Genomic DNA, 16,251 nt, shown 5'->3' on the forward strand with positions numbered 1-16,251 from the left:
TAATTTTACGATAAATGTAAAATATATGGATCAATTTTCAGATGTGAATGCAACTTATATTTGAGCTTCTGACGCATTAAAACAAAAAACGGAAGGGAAGCTATGAGGATCTGCTTCTTTGTCATCGCGTTTCAACTCAGCCTGCTGATGTGGGGTGGCGCCTACTATGGCGCTCGGGAAATCTATCATACCCTGAATGCTTCCCGTTCATTTGATATTTCCTTCATTCCACGTGCGGTTCGTGGCGCCCCGCACTGACGCCCGATCACACGATAGTCCCCACCCAGGCGTGACCGCCGAAATCAACCTCACGACGACCGTAGAAATCGGAGAACAAGACCACTATGAAATCGCTGCATTCCCTCCTGATCGTCTATATTGGCCCGCCACTGTTTGCAGTTGCCGCTCTTCTGGTCATCGTGTCATGGTTCGGTGATGCGCAGTCCGACCCGCGGACGGATGTAACGATCAGCGTCCAAAAAGGCGGCAGGATCGGCAGCCAGAGCGAGATGTTTCGGTGATCCGGGGCGCAAAATAGAGCTGCCGCCGCTCCCTCATCGTCAGCGGGAAATTGAGAAGGGCCGCCAAGTGGGGCCTGGCAACCCTTCTCCTGCTGGTAGGTGCAGCATCCAGCGGAGGCAAAATACAAGCAGTGGATGTTCTGGATAGTGACGGCGGTCACATTGCGACAATTTATTCTCGCGGAAGCTGAACGAACCCGATCCTGCGCGTGCCGCTGCTGTGATGAAAGGCCGGTTTGACGCTGCCGCTTTGCGCCAGCGGACCTCGTTCACCGGCCCGAAGGCCGATACTGGCCTTGAACCAGGCTCCAGAAGTTTTCGGCGATATCCGTCATGCGCGCTCGAGGTCTGATCAGGACGATCTTGACGTCGACGGCCCAATCCGCCGATCCGGCCGGCGCCAGTCTTCCGGCCGGCCCCATCTCGTCCGCCGCCAGGCTCTCCGGTATCCAGGCCACGCCCTTTCCCTCGACAGCGAGCGCTTTCAGCGCCATTGCCAGGTGGGAGGTGAAGACTGTCGAGAGGGGCAGCCGATCTGTGCTGGAGGAGAGGGTCGACGACAGGATGCGGCCCATGCCCGATGTCTCCTCGAAGGCGAGATGCGGGACTGCGCGATCCGACGCCTCGGAAATGCTGTGCAGCGCGCGACCATTCCTGTCCCGCCCGCTGACGGGGATCAGCCGGTCGGTTGCTAGCTCCACATGCCTGTAGGCGTTCATGTCGAGACGGATCCTACTGTTCTGATGGTCGTGGCAGAGCAGGAATTGCGCGCGGCCTTCCGTCATGATCCGCTCGCATTCATTCATATTGTCGGAGAGCAGGCGGATGGGCATCGTCGATGCCTCGTGACCCAATCCTTGGATCCAGCCGGGAAAGAAGATGAAGGAGAGGACGTGGGTGGCGGCGAAGGTCACGGTCGAGGTCGCCGCGCGCATCTGCGCGAGATCCCGGCTGGCGCGCTCCAGCCGTGCGGCGATATCGTTTGCCACCTCCAGCATGGCCTCGCCTGCGGGGGTGAGCTTCAACCTGTGCGTCGAACGGTCGACGAGGTCGGAGCCGCACCAGTCTTCGAGCGACTTGATGCGGCGTCCGAAAGCCGGCTGCGTGATGTGGCGCTTTTCTGCGGCTCTCGAAAAGTTCAGCGTTTCGGCGAGAGCCTGGAGATCGGCGAGCCAGGCGGTTTCCACGATGGTTTACCCGTTTCTGTGATGCTTCTGGAGCATTGACAGAACGGCATCATTCCAAGGATTTCAAGTTAATTCATAGGGATTTGCGGTGAGGCGGGACATTGGCAGTGCCGATCCGGCATTGAAGGGACCCGGATCGGCATTGGACTGGGAGGGCGGGTTTTTCTTAAGTTATGGCCATGCGAGGGCGCAGCCTCAGGACCGGAATGGAGACAGCAATGCGTATCATCGATGTCTGCGAAGTGACGAAGCCGATCGCTTCGCCGATCCGCAACGCCTATATCGACTTCAGCAAGATGACGGCGAGCCTGGTGGCCGTCGTCACCGATGTCGTGAGAGATGGGCGGCGCGTGGTTGGTTATGGCTTCAATTCCAACGGCCGTTATGGCCAGGGCGGTCTTATCCGCGAGCGCTTCAGGGATCGTATTCTGGAAGCCGCGCCGGAAAGCCTCGTGAATGATGCCGGCACAAATCTCGACCCGCACAGGATCTGGGCGGCGATGATGAGGAATGAAAAGCCCGGCGGCCATGGCGAGCGCTCGGTCGCGGTCGGCACGATCGACATGGCCGTCTGGGACGCCGTTGCCAAGATCGAGGGCAAACCGCTCTTCCGGCTGCTGGCGGACATGAAGGGCAGGGAGGCCAACCCCAGGGTTTTCGTCTATGCGGCCGGCGGCTATTATTATCCCGGCAAGGACAACAGCGCGCTGCGTAAGGAAATGCGCAGCTATCTGGACCGCGGCTATACCGTGGTCAAGATGAAGATCGGCGGTGCCTCGATCGATGAAGATCGTGGCCGTATCGAATCCGTGCTGGAGGAGATCGGCTCTCAGGCGCAGCTTGCCGTCGATGCGAACGGCCGCTTCGATCTGGAGACCGGCATCGCTTATGCCAAGATGCTGCGCGACTATCCGCTCTTCTGGTACGAGGAGATCGGCGATCCCTTGGATTATGCGCTGCAGGCGGCGATCTCGGAATTCTACGATGCGCCGATGGCGACCGGCGAGAACCTCTTCTCGCATCAGGATGCTCGTAACCTGCTTCGCTATGGCGGCATGCGCGCCGACCGCGATTATCTGCAGTTCGACTGCGCGCTGTCCTATGGCCTCGTCGAATATCTGCGCACGCTCGATGTGCTGCGCCAGTTCGGCTGGTCGCCATCTCGCTGCATTCCGCATGGCGGTCATCAGATGTCGCTCAACATTGCAGCCGGCCTTGGTCTTGGCGGCAATGAGAGCTATCCCGATCTCTTTCAGCCCTATGGCGGTTTTCCTGATGGAGTGAAGGTCATCGACGGTCATGTCACCATGCCGGAACTGCCCGGCATCGGCTTCGAAGGCAAGTCGGACCTCATCAAGGTTATGCGGGAACTGGCGGAGTAAAACGGAAAACTGGACGAGAACTTTGTCTCTGTTTTTCCCTGAAAAGGACGAGACATAACGATAGTTTCCGTTGTCATTAATAGACGACGCATCAATTGCCGATGCATTGCGGGCCGACGATGCGCAGGAGGCGGATCGCATGATGATGTCTTACCGGGAGGCAGTGGCTGCCGCTGAGGATCTGGCGCAAAGCGAGCCGCGGATCGTGTTCCTGATGTGTGGTCTGGCGGGCTCCGGCAAAACGACGTTTGCGAAGCGGCTCGAGGCGCTCGGATGCGAGCGTTTCTCAATTGATGAGGAGGTCTGGCGGCATGACGGGCGTTTTGGCGTCGATTATCCTGAGGCTACCTATGGCGATCTGCAGGCCGCGGCGGAGGCCAGGCTGAGGCTGCGTCTTGAAAATCAGCTGACCGCCGGCACGAAAGCCGTGATCGATTTTGCGTTCTGGAACGCCGCGTCCCGCACCCGCTACCGGCAGCTTGTCGAAGCTCATGATCACCGGTGCTGCATCATCTGTCTGCAGGTGGAAGAAGCGATCTTGCGCAACCGTTTGAAAGGACGAGCAGCACGACGCGACGCGAATGCCGCATTTCCGATAACGGACGAGCTGCTCGCAAAATATGCTCAAGGTTTCGAATTTCCGAGCGAAGAGGAAGCATGGATCGTGCGGGCTGAATTCGATTGAGGATGATCGATCCATGCGATCGACGCATCCGACGGGCTCCGCAAAGACGCGATTGACGGTGTGGCGATTTGCGGTTAGCTCTTACACCCATGAAAATCGCAATGGTTCTCGTCGTGGTGATATCGCGCATGGGCAGGACGGTGTAACCGTCCGGCATCAGCCACCCATGCGCCGAACACAAGGTCCCTGACGGGGCCTTTTTTTATGCCCCGTCGCACCCCAATCACCTCGAACGACGGAACAATTGCTATGACCGGCGATAAGGTTAGCTTTACCCAAAATTCCTCCTCCAATACGTCCTCCGGCCGCCTGATGAATGGCGGCGAAATCGTTCTGCAGGCGCTGCGCGACAATGGTGTCGAGCATATTTTCGGCTATCCGGGCGCTGCCGTGCTGCCGATCTATGACGAGATTTTTCAACAGGATGACATCAAACATCTGCTGGTGCGCCACGAGCAGGGTGCAGGACATGCGGCCGAAGGATATGCGCGCGCGACCGGCAAGGTCGGCGTCATGCTGGTGACCTCTGGACCAGGTGTCACCAATGCTGTCACGGCGCTGCAGGATGCGCTGATGGATTCCATCCCGCTCGTCTGCCTGACGGGACAGGTGCCGACGAACCTGATCGGCACGGATGCCTTTCAGGAATGCGATACGGTCGGCATCACGCGGCCCTGCACCAAGCATAATTTCCTCGTCAGCCATATCGACGATCTCGCAAAGACGATCCATCTCGCTTTCAGGATCGCGGCGTCAGGTCGGCCAGGGCCGGTTCTGGTCGATATGCCGAAGGACGTGTTGTTTGCGAGCGGACTTTATGTTTCGCGGCAAGAGGTTTCCGTGCCGGCGCGCTATCAGGCGCGAACAGGTGGCGACCGTGACGTAATCGCTGCTGCGGTCAGGCTGATGGCGGAGGCTCGGCGGCCGGTCATCTATACCGGTGGCGGCATCATCAATTCCGGGCCGGAGGCTTCGCGCCTGCTTCGGGGGCTGGTCGAGGTGACGGGCTTTCCCATCACCTCGACGCTGATGGGGCTTGGTGCCTATCCGGCGAGCGGGCCGAACTGGCTGAAAATGCCAGGCATGCACGGCTCCTACGAGGCGAATATGGCGATGCATGATTGCGATCTGATGATCGCCATCGGCGCGCGTTTCGACGACCGCGTGACTTCTCGCACCGACAAGTTCTCGCCGGGTTCGAGGAAGATCCATATCGATATCGATCCGTCCTCGATCAACAAGAATATTGCTGTCGATATCGGCATAACAGGCGATGCGGCTGATGTGCTGAAGGCAATGATCGAGGCCTGGCGGGCGCTTTCTGCCGTGCCGGAGCGAAGGCGGCTCGCCGGCTGGTGGGCCGAGATCGAGCGATGGCGGGCGCGAAACTCATTCGCCTATGAGATGCGCCATGACGAGATCATGCCGCAATATGCGCTGGAACGGCTGCATGCGCTGACATCAGGCCTCGATCCCATCGTCACGACAGATGTCGGCCAGCATCAGATGTGGGCGGCGCAGCTTTTCGGCATGGAGGAACCGAACCGGTGGCTGACGTCAGGCGGGCTCGGCACGATGGGCTATGGGTTGCCGGCGGCGATCGGGGCGCAGATCGCCCATCCCGGCCGGCTGGTTCTCGGCATTGTCGGCGATGGCTCGGTGCAGATGACGCTGAAGGAGCTTTCGGCGGCTATGCAGCATCAGGCGCCGGTGAAGATCTTCATCCTCAACAATGCGCAGCTCGGCATGATCCGGCAATGGCAGCAGATCCTGCACGGCAACCGCCAGGACCGATCCTACTCCGCCTCGCTGCCGGATTTCGTCAAGCTGGCGGAAGCCTATGGCGCGGTTGGTATCCGGTGTGAAAGGCCGGATGAACTGGATGCGAAGATCTGCGAGATGATCGCGATCGACCGGCCGGTGCTTTTCGATTGCCGGGTAGCAGCGCTCGAGAATGTCTATCCGATGTTCCGCAGCGGCCGGCCGCATAATGACATGCTGTTCGGTGAGGATGTGCGCGCGGCGGAAGCGGAAGGCGAATTCGGGTTCAGCCAGGGGCTTGTCTGATCAGGACAGGGCGCCTCGGTTTAGAGCATTTCTGTTTATCTCCGAATCACGGAAATGCTCTATCTCATTGTTTTCACGCAATTCCGGACGCCGCTACGCACTTTTGCTGGAATTGCTCTAAGGGCGCTCGGCCATGACGAGCAGCAGGAAGGCGGCAAGGTCGCGCCAGCGGGCAAAGCGCGGGGAGTTTTCGCAGACTTCGGGGCTCGGCTGCGGTTCGCCGATCCTGCCGATGCGGAAGCCGGCGGCGGCGACGCCGTTCAGGTAATCGGCCATGGTGCGCGGAAAGCGCGGTACGGCGAAGAGCCTGACCTCTTCGCCGGCCGGCCGGGCGCCGAAACGCCATTCCTCGGTGAAGGTGCTGCGATCGAAATAGCGCGAGACGCAGAGGGCGGTCGCAAAGCCATCCTCGTTCTTTTGCCAGCCGAGGCCCGGCGTGATGAAGCAGGGATGCAGCACGCTGAAGGCGATAAAGCCGCCGGGGCGCAGCAGCCGGTAGGCTTCGCGCATGGCAGCCTCGAAATCCGGGCCATCCATCAGCGCCATGGTGGAGACGACGGCATCGAAGGAGGCATCCGGAAAGCCGGTATCGGTGCTGTAGGAAGAAATCTTGTAGGTAATGCCGAGAGGGCTTTCCTGCTCGGCCTTTTGCGCATGGCCGATCATGCGCGCGGAGAGATCAATGCCGGTCAGGCGCGCGCCGAGTTCGGCAAAGCGGCGGGTATTCGTGCCTTCGCCGCAGCCGAAATCGATGACATCAAGGCCGGCGATCGGCGGCAGGAAATCCAGGAAGGCGGGGAAGGTGAAAAGATCGCGATAGACGTCGTAGCCGCTACGGACGTCATGCGTCCATTGATCGGCATTGCCATCCCATCGCGCCGCCACGCCCTGTAACAGATCGTCACTCATCGGTCTCTCGCATGTCCTTGCCTGATTCACCTCGGGGAAGGATAGGACGGTTTGTTATCGGGGCAACGACAGCCCGCTCAATCCCGTCCGACCGGCGCTCCCAGCGGGTAGAGATGGCGGTAGGGTCTGGCCTCGTCGAGGGCGCGGGCATAGCTCGGGCGCTGGAGAAGGCGGGTGCGGTAGGCGCGGACATTTTCGAAATATTCGGGGACCGGGTGCGCCCAGTCGGCATAGAGCATGGCGGGGGCGGCGGAGCAGTCTGCGAGGCTGAAGTCTTCGCTCGCCACCCATTGGCGGCCCTTCATATGCTCATCGAGAATGCCATAGGCGGTTTCGAGTGCCTGGCGCCAGCGGATATAGTTGTCATCGGGCTCGACCTCGCGGCCGAGCGAGGCATTGACCATGCGCTGCTGCGGATATTGGAGGTAGTTGTCGAAGAAACGGTCCCACATGCGCACCCTGTTTGCCACCATGGCGTCGGCGGGAAGCAAGGGGTGGTCGGTCGGGTGCAGCAGGTCGATATATTCGATGATGCTGGTGGCCTCGAAGATGAAGTCGCCGCCATGCTCAAGGACCGGAAAGCGCTTGATCGGCCACTTCGCCTGGAATTCCGAGGCGATCGGCTCGCTGCCGTCGAGAAGCTTCACTTCGAAGGCCAGGTCCTTTTCGTAGAAGGCCGTTTTCGCCTTCTGGGAATAGGAGGAAAGCGGGTGCAGGTAGATCACGAGCGGCATGGCGGCGGACATGGGCAAGCCTCATTATTTGTCTTCACGCAATTCCGGACGCAAAACCGCTACACACTTTTGCTGGAATTGCTTTTCGTCAGCACGATATGCGCAGCCATTTCCGTCATCTCGTGGGATTTGACGGAGAAGCCCAGCGCCGGCAGGTCGATGCCTTCGAACATGGATTCGCCCTTGCCGAGGACGACGGGGGAGATGGCGAAATGCATCTCGTCGATCAGGCCGGCTTTCAGATATTGGCGCACCGTGCTGACGCCGCCACCGATCTTGACGTCCTTGTCGCCGGCTGCGGCTTTCGCCTTTTCCAGCGCTTCCTCGATGCCGCCGGTGATGAAATGGAAGGTGGTGCCGCCCTCCATGACGATGGGCTCGCGGGCATAATGGGTGAGGATGAAGGTGGGCGCATGATAGGGCGGGTTCGGCCCCCACCAGCCTTTCCAGTTTTCATCCGGCCATTCGCCTCTGATGGGTCCGAACATGTTGCGGCCGAGGATGAAGGCGCCGAAGCCGGTCATGGCTGCGGCGCCATATCTGTCATCGACGCCGGTGGTGCCGTCGTCCTTGCCGATCATGGTGCGGAAGGTGCGGGTGGGGAAGAACCACTGGTGTACCTCCATGCCGCGCTTGCCGAGGGGATTTTCAAGGCTTTGGTCCGGACCGGCGCCGAAACCATCGACCGAAAGGGAAAATGCAGCGATGCGTACACGGGTCATGTCAGCCTCCATCTGATTGCATTTTGAAATCGGTTGTCTTGTCGCATAACCAATCCTATAATGCAACTGGTTTTTCTCGCGGAGTCGAGTATGGATATCGAAATACGGTCGGGCTGCCCGATCAACCTGACGATGGAGGTGCTGGGCGATCGATGGAGCCTCGTCATCATCAGGGATATCATGTTCGGCAATCGCCGTCATTTCCGCGAGCTGCTGACGCAATCGGAAGAGGGCATCGCCTCCAATATTCTGGCGGCGCGGCTGAAGCGGCTGATGTCTTACGGGCTGATCACCAAGCTCGACGATCCCTCCCATAGCCAGAAGGCGATCTACAGCCTGACGGAAGCTTCTATCCAGCTCGTGCCCATGTTTGCGATGATCGGTGCCTGGGGACGGCGGTTTCTGCCGGTTAGCGAGGATTTGAGCATCCGCGCCGAATTGCTGGAGGAGGGCGGGCAGAAGCTCTGGGACGAGTTCATGGAAGATCTGAGACGGATCCATATCGAGGACCCGATCGGCGGGACGAATGGATCAGTCAAATCGCCGGTTCTGGCGCGGCTGACGGCGGCGTTTCTGGAGGTACGGGCGAAGATGGATGCGGCGGCGGATTAGGTTGCCGTCCGAAATCTGGAGCCAGCAAGGCGGAGCGCGCTGATGGCAGATGTGACTGTGATGCCGTGGGCAGAGCGCGAGTTTCTGATCTATCTCACGTCCTTCCCCGATATTCCCGAGCAGATCGGCTTCGGCCGATATTATGAAACGAGCTGCGATATCGCCCTGGAAAGCGGCGAGATCATCCAACAAAACTGTGTCATCCACAGGCCGGCCAATATGCGAAGCACGGTCGGCGAGCCGATCACCGACTGGCTGCTTCTTTTGATCAGGACCGATCTTACCTCGACGCAGCTTTCCCGAGCTGCGTTCAGTATCGGGCAAGATTGTATTGCGCTAAGTGAAGCTGAAGCGCGGGCACGCTGGACCCGAGGTTGAAGCGTGGGTTGCCGGGAGGTTGTTGGCTGCGTCCTTCAAGAGGCTTCGGACCTGCCTGATGGCCATGTCGATAGCGCCTGCTCGGCAACGGCCTCCAGCGCCTGCGAAGCCGAGAGGTTCCGCGGCGACAGGTTCGGCGACGAGGCGACCGGTCAGGCAGCGAGATTGCCGTAATCCATCGCGTCGAGATCGGCGATCAGGCCTGGACCGGTTGGGTTCCAGCCGAGGATACGGCGGGTCTTTTCGCTTGACGCCGGGAAGTCGAGGCCGGCGAAGATCGCCATCCAGCCAAAATGTTCGGCCGCCTTTTCCGGTGCGACCGAAACGACCGGCAGCTTCAGGCCGCGGCCGAGGGCTTCGGCGATCTCGCGGGTGGTGATGCCTTCCTCGGCGACGGCATTGTAGCGGGCGCCGGGCTCAGCTTTTTCGATCGCAAGTCGGTAGAGCAGGGCGACGTCCAGCAGGTGACCAGCCGGGAAGCGGTTGCGGCCTTCGCCGACATAGGCGACGGAGCCTTTTTCGCGGGCGATCTCGATGAGCGGCGAGACGAGGCCTTGCTTGAAGGTATTGTGGACCTGCGGGAGGCGCATGACGGAGACGTTGACGCCCTGATCGAGCAGGGCGTTGCCGGCAAGTTCGGAGGCGATGCGCGGGTTCGGATGCTCGATGTTGAAGACATCCTCGCTCGCGGGCTCTCCGAGGTGGGCGTTGCCGATGCCGGTGCCCGAGGTGATGAGGAGGGGGCGGTTCGAGCCTTTCAGGGCTTCGCCCATCGCGGCGATGACGCGGCCGTCCTTCTGGCAATTCTCGACGAAGCGGGAAAAATCATGATCGAAAGCCGTATGGATGACGGCATCCGCCTTCTCGACGCCGGCTCGAACGCTTTCGGGCTCTTCCAGCACGCCGCGGTGGACCTCGACGCCGGCTGCTTCGAGCGCCTTGGCGCCGCTGTCGGAACGGGTCAAGCCGATGACGTGATGACCTGTTTTCTGGAGTTCCGGCACGATGGCCGAGCCGATGAAGCCGGTGGCGCCGGTGAGGAATATGCGCATTGGGTCTCTCCTTGTTGCGGTGACCCTGTTATTGCGCTATGTTTTATGCTGTTAAAGTAGTGACGTTATCCTATTATAACAGCTAACAGGCACGGCATGAGTACCGACAGCAACAACGCCCTTGGCATTTTCCTTCGCGACCGTCGTTCGCGCCTCGATCCGGCGGTGTTCGGGTTCTCCGGCCGCCGGCGTACGCCGGGGCTGAGACGGGAAGAGGTGGCGCAGCGCGCCAATATCAGCCCGACCTGGTACACATGGCTGGAGCAGGGACGTGGCGGTGCACCGTCATCCGATGTTCTGAACCGGATCGCCAGCGGGTTGATGCTGACCGAACCGGAGCGCGAGCATCTGTTCATCCTTGGTCTCGGCCGGCCGCCGGAAGTGCGTTACCGCGCCATCGAGGGTATCAGCCCGCGCCTGCAGCGCCTTATCGACACGCTCGAGGTCAGCCCGGCGCTGGTGCGTACGGCCGCCTGGGATATCGTTGCCTGGAACCGTGCGGCGACCGTTGTCATGACCGATTACGGCAAGCTTGCTCCCGAAGACCGGAACGTCCTGCGTCTGCTCTTCTGCAACCCCAATGTCCGCAACGTTCAGCATGACTGGGAAACCATGGCTCGCTTCGTCGTCGGTGCCTTCCGGGCGGATGCGGCGCGCGCCGGGGCGACGTCGGAGATTGCCGAACTGGTCGAGGAACTCAGCCTCGCGAGCCCCGAATTCAAGCGGATCTGGCAGGAGAACGAGGTGATTGCCCATGGCGAGGGAACCAAGCGGCTGAGACACCCTGTTCTCGGCGATATCGCGCTGGAATATTCGGGCTTTGCCATCGACGGCCGGCCGGATCTCAACATGGTCGTTTACAATCCCGTCGACCCTGACGTGGCCGAGCGTATCCGCAGGCTGGTGCTGGAGAAGAATGGATCCAGGTTTTAGCGTTGTCAGCAACGCTTGCGCAGCGTGAACACCGTCAGTTCCGAGGGCCGGCCCAGCCGCAGCGCAAAGCCTGGCCAGAGCGCGGTGCCGTTGTTGACGTAGAGGTGCATGCCGCCGACTTCATACAGGCCGGAGACGAAACCGCCGTTGGCACGGGCGACCAGACGATCGAGGCCGAGCACCATGCCGCCATGGGTATGCCCTGACAGCTGCAGCGCAATGCCCGCCTTGGCCGTCTCTGCTGCCATTCGCGGCTGATGATCGAGCAGGATGATCGGGGCCTCGGCCGGAGCGCCGTTCAAGGCTCCGGCAAGATCGGGATTTGGCATCGACCTGCCGAAAGCCGAGAGATCCGTGACGCCGGCGATGACGATACGATCAGCACCGCGCTCTATAACCGCGTGCTCATTCGTCAGCATACGCATGCCAAGGCTGGCGTCGTGCTCTATCCAATCGTCGTAGCCGAAATAATATTCGTGATTGCCGGGGATGGCGAAGAGGCCGTCGCGCGCCTGCAGCTTTGCCAGCGGAGCGACATCCGCGCGGCGCTTTTCGAGACGGCCATCGATGAAGTCGCCTGTTACGACGATCAGATCGGTTTTCAGATCATTGGCCTTCTTCACGACGGCTTCGGCCCAGGATGCTGGGAAGAGGCGGCTGAGATGGAGATCGGTCAATTGCAGAAGGCGGTAGCCGTCGAAGGCTTCGGGAAGATCTTTGATCGGGATTTCGACATTCTTCTCCGGTGGAATGCGCACGGCTTGCGCGACGCCGACAGCAGCCAGAAGGGCGGCTGCTGCCCCCATCACGTAGCGGACCGCAGGCGGCACGACCGGAAAATGCCCGCTGAGCAGGAGCGGGATCAGCGAGAGGACATCCAGGGCGATCTGGAGGACGGCGAGCAGTACGGTCGCGCCGAAAAGGAAGTTGAAGGCGATGATCAGCGGACGGGGATATTCGGGGGCGAAGACGGAGCCTGAGGAGATCCGGTTGAACACCAGGTGCTGGGAGGCGACCAGGAGCAGGCCGGCAAGCAGGGCCTTGGCAGGCCATATCCACGGCAGGGGCAGGATGAAGCGGAGGACAACGACCAGCCAGGGAAGCCCGAGGATGAGATGAAACATCAATATGCCTGTGATTGTCGGTCGTTACGGGTGGGAGTGAAGAGAATGAACCTGGTATCCAAGGCTGCCTGCTCAAAGAGGCTTATATGAGATCTCAGCCTGTCGCACGCAAGCTCTTGCGTAAGCATCTCCCACACCAGTCAGAGGCGGAAGCCTCTTGGGCATGCCGAGTTGACGTGGCGGAAGGGTGTTTTCCGCTGCAATTCAATCGTCGTTTGTGATATGATTTCCACCGGATGCTGTCGTTGACGCCTTACGAGGGGACGGCGATGAGGGAAGCACTGCTCTGCATCACTTCGGCACTGATTCTGGCTGCAGCCCCACCGGTTCAAGCGACCGGGTGCTCCGACATTGCACTCGTTCTGGCCGTGGACGGTTCCGACAGCATCGACGACAGCGAATATGCATTCCAGAAGACGGCAATCTCCACCGCATTCCGCGACAAGTCGGTGATTTCGACGCTGCGGGAGGTGGGAGTTGTGGCGGTGGCCGCCGTTTTCTGGGGCGATGCGGGGTCTCCAGCGCAGAAAGTCGGATGGTTCGTCATCACCGAGGGCGAGGGCGCGGAGGGGTTTGCGCGTGAGATCGAGGATTACGACCGCCTCGTGTTTGGAAATACCGACATCGGCAACGGCATATGGTCTGCGCTCACTATGCTTGCGGAGACGGATCTGTGTCCGCGACGGTCGATTATCGACATATCGGGCGATGGCAGGGAGACGCTCGGCCCCAGGCGTCCCCATGTGATCTCACTGTACCAGGCCCGGCTGAGGGCCAGGCAAATGGGCGTGGCGATCAACGCCCTGACCGTATCCGACGACGGAGGGGATCTGGCCAGCTACTATGCCAGGAAGGTCATTCTCGGTTCCGATTCCTTCGTCATGAACATCAAAAATTACCGTGACTATTCCACAGCCCTGAGGAAGAAGCTCATCCGGGAGCTGGCGTCGGAGGCTGCCGGCAGCCTATCCCGGCAAGCTCCTGACAGGGGCGAGCCCTGGGCGCGAATGCCGCCGCTCAGGATGGAGCGCTGACGAAGCCGGACACTGACGGCTCAGCCTTCCTTCCGCGCCTCGGCGAACAACCAGTCGATGACGGTTTCCAGTGCCGAGGATTTCCGGTAGCGGGGCCAGACGAGATAGAAATCCGACGGGCCGCGCAGCCTGGCCTCGAAAACCCGCACCAGCCGGCCCTTGGCCAGATCGTCGGTGACGAAGCCGCCATTGGCAAGCACGATGCCCTGACCGGCAATCGCCGCCTCGATGGCATGCGAGGTCTGCGAAAAGCTGATGCCCTTGAAGGAGGGGCTTCTGCCGTTGGTGAGATGGCGCTCGACGAACTCGGGCCAGAGATTATGGGCGTCGTGCAGCAGCGGATAGGCCGCGAGCTCCTCGGCCGTCCGCGGCGGATTGCGGCCGGCAAGCAGCAGCGGGCTGCAGACGGCGATGACCTCCTGCTCGAACAGCAACTCGGCATTCAGCCCCGGTCCGAAGGGCGGGCGGCCATAGCGGACGGCGAGATCGACGCCGTCGACGGCGAAATTGGAGATGCGCTCGGTCGCCAGGATGTGAAGGTCGAGATCCTGATGGAGCGCAGTGAATTCCGGCAGGCGCGGGATCAGCCATTTGGAGGCGAAGGTCGGCGTCGTGCTGATCGTCAGCTTGATCGCCTGCGGCTTCAATTCGCCGGTCGCCCTGGCGATGATCTCGAAGGCGCGCCTGATATCGGCGATGTAGCGGCGACCCTCCGCCGTCAGCGCCAGCGCGCGGGGCAGCCTTTCGAAGAGGGCCATGCCGAGCTGCGCTTCCAGCCCGCGCACCTGTTGCGCGACGGCCCCTTGGGTGACGCCGAGTTCTTCCGCAGCCAGCCGGAAATTCAGATGGCGCGCGGCGACCTCGAAGGCTTTGAGGCCGTTGAGGGAGGGGAGCTTTCCGATGACATCGCTCATTCTATGCTCTCTTCATTGGCGATAGTTTTTCTACTGGAAAAATGAAGGAGAACTGTTTCGTGCTCTCGTGAGCGACATGGTACATTGCTGCCACAGACCGATCAATCGACGTGATGAAACCTGGAGGACACCGGCATGTCAGTAGAAAAAGTGGCTGTTATCACTGCGGGCGGCAGCGGCATGGGGGCCGAGAGCGCGAGGCGTCTTGCGGCCGATGGCTACAAGGTCGCGATCCTGTCTTCCTCCGGCAAGGGCGAGGCGCTCGCCAAGGAGCTCGGCGGTGTCGGCGTGACCGGTTCCAACCAGTCGAACGACGATTTGAGGCGGCTGGTCGATTCCGCCATGAAGGAATGGGGCCGCATCGATGTCCTCGTCAACAGCGCAGGCCACGGGCCGCGCGCGCCGCTGAACGAGCTCACCGACGAGCAATGGCATACTGGCATGGACGTCTACCTGATGAACGTCATCCGCCCGGTGCGGCTGGTGACGCCGATCATGCAGGGCCAGAAGAAGGGTGCGATCGTCAATATCTCGACGGCCTGGGTCTTCGAGCCGTCGACGATGTTTCCGACCTCGGCGGTTTTCCGCGCCGGCCTTGCCGCCTATACGAAGCTCTTTGCCGATACCTATGCGGCCGAGAATATCCGCATGAACAACGTGCTGCCCGGCTGGATCGACAGCCTGCCGGCAACCGAGGAGCGGCGCGAGAGCGTGCCGATGAAGCGTTATGGGACGAGTGCGGAAGTGGCTGCGACGATTGCCTTTCTGGTGTCCGATGGGGCGGGGTATATTACGGGGCAGAGCCTGAAGGTGGATGGCGGGTTGATGCGGTCGGTTTGAGGTGGCGGGGAGGGGTGCTGAGGCGGGCCGCGTACGCCGCTCTTCGACAAGCTTGAACTATTCGGCTCTGCGCCTATTGTCAGGCGATGGACATTGCGCCATGCCCGCGACGATCGAGAAGGCCCGAACCATGCAGAAGTTCACTGTGTCCATCACGCGCGAGATCGAGGCCGATACCGCCGAGGAAGCCGCGCTTCTCCTGTATCAGGAATTAGCTCGGGACGCGGCGCCGCTTCGCTATCTGGTCGCGGACGAGACGAAGAGGACGAGGACTGTGACGCTGGATCGGGACAAGGCGGACGAATTCGCCGCCGTCGATCATACGGCCGATCCCGGCAACTGGTAGGCGGGGGCTGGCACGTCAGGCCCGCCTGCAACAGATCAAGGCCGCCTGCAGGTCAGGATGAAGCGGCGATAGACCAGGGTTCTGAGCTTGTTTCTGAGGTTGGCGTTCTTCCGCTGCGCGCGTGCGATCGGGGCGTGGGAGTGCAGTTCGATCCCGGCAAAGCCTGCGGATTTCAGGAGCGGCAGCAGCATGTCGGGGCGCAGACCGGCGCCGAAGGGGAGCGCTGTCATGATGCGGGCGTGGCGGCTGCCGAGTGCGCCGTCATAGTTGGTGTCGGCGCCGATGAGGCGGTCGATCCATGAGATCAGCCGGCTGGCGATGCGGCCGGTCGGCTTCGGGCTCGCCCAGTCGCCGTCGAAGAAGAGCAGCAGGCCGCCGGGCTTGAGGATGCGGAACCATTCGTGAAAGGTTTCTTCCGGGCGGATCAGCGTCCAGACGAGGTGGCGGCAGATGATGGCGTCATAGCTTGCGTCCGGTTCCAGGGTGTTTTCGGCATCCGCCAGGATGAAGCGCAGGCGCTCCTTGCCGGCGTGTTTGGCACGGGCAACCTTCAGCATCGCTTCGGAAAAATCGAGGGCGGTGACGTCATGGCCGAGATCGTGGATCAGGCGCGTCACTTCGCCGGTGCCGCAGGCAAGCTCCAGCACGCGCTTAGGCTCAACGTCGAGGGCATCGCGGATCGGCTTCTGCCAGGCGTCTGCCTCCGGGCCGGGGGCGATCCTGTGGCCGAAGGCGAGGTCGAAGGTTTCAGAGCGCTTCGACCAGTAGTCGCGGATCTCTTCCTTGAGATCGAAATTCACTCCATCCATGT

Annotated in this window: 18 protein-coding genes; 10 read left to right on the forward strand and 8 right to left on the reverse strand. The window is 61.1% G+C overall.

From position 1 onward, the window contains the following. Positions 1-344: 344 nt before the first annotated feature. Entirely contained in the window at positions 345-521 is a 177-nt protein-coding gene (locus FHT87_RS18270; RefSeq protein ID WP_183803780.1) for a hypothetical protein, read from the forward strand. A gap of 269 nt (positions 522-790) precedes the next feature. Here FHT87_RS18270 and FHT87_RS18275 read toward each other — a convergent pair whose 3' ends face one another. After that, complete coding sequence (locus tag FHT87_RS18275) at positions 791-1,708, reverse strand: LysR family transcriptional regulator (RefSeq protein WP_183803783.1); 918 nt, start codon at positions 1,706-1,708, stop codon at positions 791-793. Positions 1,709-1,926: 218 nt separating this feature from the next. Between FHT87_RS18275 and FHT87_RS18280 the strand changes: the two genes are divergently transcribed. From FHT87_RS18280 to FHT87_RS18290, 3 genes are all read left to right on the forward strand, one after another. Beyond that, positions 1,927-3,090, forward strand: coding sequence for a mandelate racemase/muconate lactonizing enzyme family protein (locus FHT87_RS18280; RefSeq protein WP_183803786.1), 1,164 nt, complete (start codon positions 1,927-1,929; stop codon positions 3,088-3,090). A gap of 106 nt (positions 3,091-3,196) precedes the next feature. Then, positions 3,197-3,775 (forward strand): ATP-binding protein, encoded by a 579-nt coding sequence (locus FHT87_RS18285; protein WP_246699618.1) that lies wholly within the window; start codon positions 3,197-3,199, stop codon positions 3,773-3,775. A gap of 249 nt (positions 3,776-4,024) precedes the next feature. Further along, positions 4,025-5,842: an acetolactate synthase 3 large subunit gene (locus FHT87_RS18290; RefSeq protein ID WP_183803789.1), complete on the forward strand. Its 1,818-nt coding sequence runs from the start codon at positions 4,025-4,027 to the stop codon at positions 5,840-5,842. Between the two features lie 117 nt (positions 5,843-5,959). Here the strand turns inward: FHT87_RS18290 and FHT87_RS18295 are convergent, their stop codons facing one another. From FHT87_RS18295 to FHT87_RS18305, 3 genes are all read right to left on the reverse strand, one after another. Then, on the reverse strand, positions 5,960-6,751 hold the full coding sequence (locus FHT87_RS18295; protein WP_183803791.1) for a class I SAM-dependent methyltransferase: 792 nt from the start codon (positions 6,749-6,751) through the stop codon (positions 5,960-5,962). A gap of 77 nt (positions 6,752-6,828) precedes the next feature. Next, entirely contained in the window at positions 6,829-7,485 is a 657-nt protein-coding gene (locus FHT87_RS18300; protein WP_183736291.1) for a glutathione S-transferase family protein, read from the reverse strand. Between the two features lie 59 nt (positions 7,486-7,544). Beyond that, on the reverse strand, positions 7,545-8,207 hold the full coding sequence (locus FHT87_RS18305; protein WP_183803793.1) for a dihydrofolate reductase family protein: 663 nt from the start codon (positions 8,205-8,207) through the stop codon (positions 7,545-7,547). 90 nt (positions 8,208-8,297) lie between these two features. Here FHT87_RS18305 and FHT87_RS18310 point away from each other — a divergent pair, with 90 nt between their 5' ends. Continuing rightward, positions 8,298-8,819 (forward strand): helix-turn-helix domain-containing protein, encoded by a 522-nt coding sequence (locus FHT87_RS18310; protein WP_183803795.1) that lies wholly within the window; start codon positions 8,298-8,300, stop codon positions 8,817-8,819. A gap of 42 nt (positions 8,820-8,861) precedes the next feature. Next, positions 8,862-9,197: a hypothetical protein gene (locus FHT87_RS18315; protein ID WP_183803798.1), complete on the forward strand. Its 336-nt coding sequence runs from the start codon at positions 8,862-8,864 to the stop codon at positions 9,195-9,197. Positions 9,198-9,349: 152 nt separating this feature from the next. On the opposite strand, the gene FHT87_RS18320 is transcribed toward FHT87_RS18315, so the two are convergent. Further along, on the reverse strand, positions 9,350-10,249 hold the full coding sequence (locus FHT87_RS18320; RefSeq protein WP_183803801.1) for an SDR family oxidoreductase: 900 nt from the start codon (positions 10,247-10,249) through the stop codon (positions 9,350-9,352). Positions 10,250-10,345: 96 nt separating this feature from the next. On the opposite strand from FHT87_RS18320, the gene FHT87_RS18325 reads away from it, so the two are divergent. Continuing rightward, on the forward strand, positions 10,346-11,182 hold the full coding sequence (locus tag FHT87_RS18325) for a helix-turn-helix transcriptional regulator (protein WP_183803804.1): 837 nt from the start codon (positions 10,346-10,348) through the stop codon (positions 11,180-11,182). A 5-nt stretch (positions 11,183-11,187) separates the two neighbouring features. Here FHT87_RS18325 and FHT87_RS18330 read toward each other — a convergent pair whose 3' ends face one another. Beyond that, positions 11,188-12,306 (reverse strand): metallophosphoesterase, encoded by a 1,119-nt coding sequence (locus tag FHT87_RS18330; protein WP_183803807.1) that lies wholly within the window; start codon positions 12,304-12,306, stop codon positions 11,188-11,190. A 269-nt stretch (positions 12,307-12,575) separates the two neighbouring features. On the opposite strand from FHT87_RS18330, the gene FHT87_RS18335 reads away from it, so the two are divergent. Beyond that, entirely contained in the window at positions 12,576-13,340 is a 765-nt protein-coding gene (locus tag FHT87_RS18335) for a DUF1194 domain-containing protein (protein ID WP_183803810.1), read from the forward strand. Positions 13,341-13,360: 20 nt separating this feature from the next. Here the strand turns inward: FHT87_RS18335 and gcvA are convergent, their stop codons facing one another. Continuing rightward, complete coding sequence (gene gcvA / locus FHT87_RS18340) at positions 13,361-14,254, reverse strand: transcriptional regulator GcvA (protein ID WP_183803812.1); 894 nt, start codon at positions 14,252-14,254, stop codon at positions 13,361-13,363. Between the two features lie 135 nt (positions 14,255-14,389). Between gcvA and FHT87_RS18345 the strand changes: the two genes are divergently transcribed. Together FHT87_RS18345 and FHT87_RS18350 are read left to right on the forward strand one after the other, a co-directional pair. Then, a complete protein-coding gene (locus FHT87_RS18345) occupies positions 14,390-15,094 on the forward strand; it encodes an SDR family oxidoreductase (RefSeq protein WP_183736210.1) in 705 nt (234 codons plus the stop codon). A gap of 130 nt (positions 15,095-15,224) precedes the next feature. Next, positions 15,225-15,440: a hypothetical protein gene (locus FHT87_RS18350; protein WP_183736290.1), complete on the forward strand. Its 216-nt coding sequence runs from the start codon at positions 15,225-15,227 to the stop codon at positions 15,438-15,440. Between the two features lie 35 nt (positions 15,441-15,475). Here FHT87_RS18350 and FHT87_RS18355 read toward each other — a convergent pair whose 3' ends face one another. Next, positions 15,476-16,249 carry a class I SAM-dependent methyltransferase gene (locus FHT87_RS18355; protein WP_183803814.1) on the reverse strand — a complete coding sequence of 258 codons (774 nt, stop codon included), beginning with the start codon at positions 16,247-16,249 and terminating at the stop codon, positions 15,476-15,478. Between the last annotated feature and the right edge of the window lie 2 nt (positions 16,250-16,251).

It is taken from the genome of Rhizobium sp. BK316, from assembly GCF_014193695.1.
GTDB lineage: Bacteria > Pseudomonadota > Alphaproteobacteria > Rhizobiales > Rhizobiaceae > Rhizobium.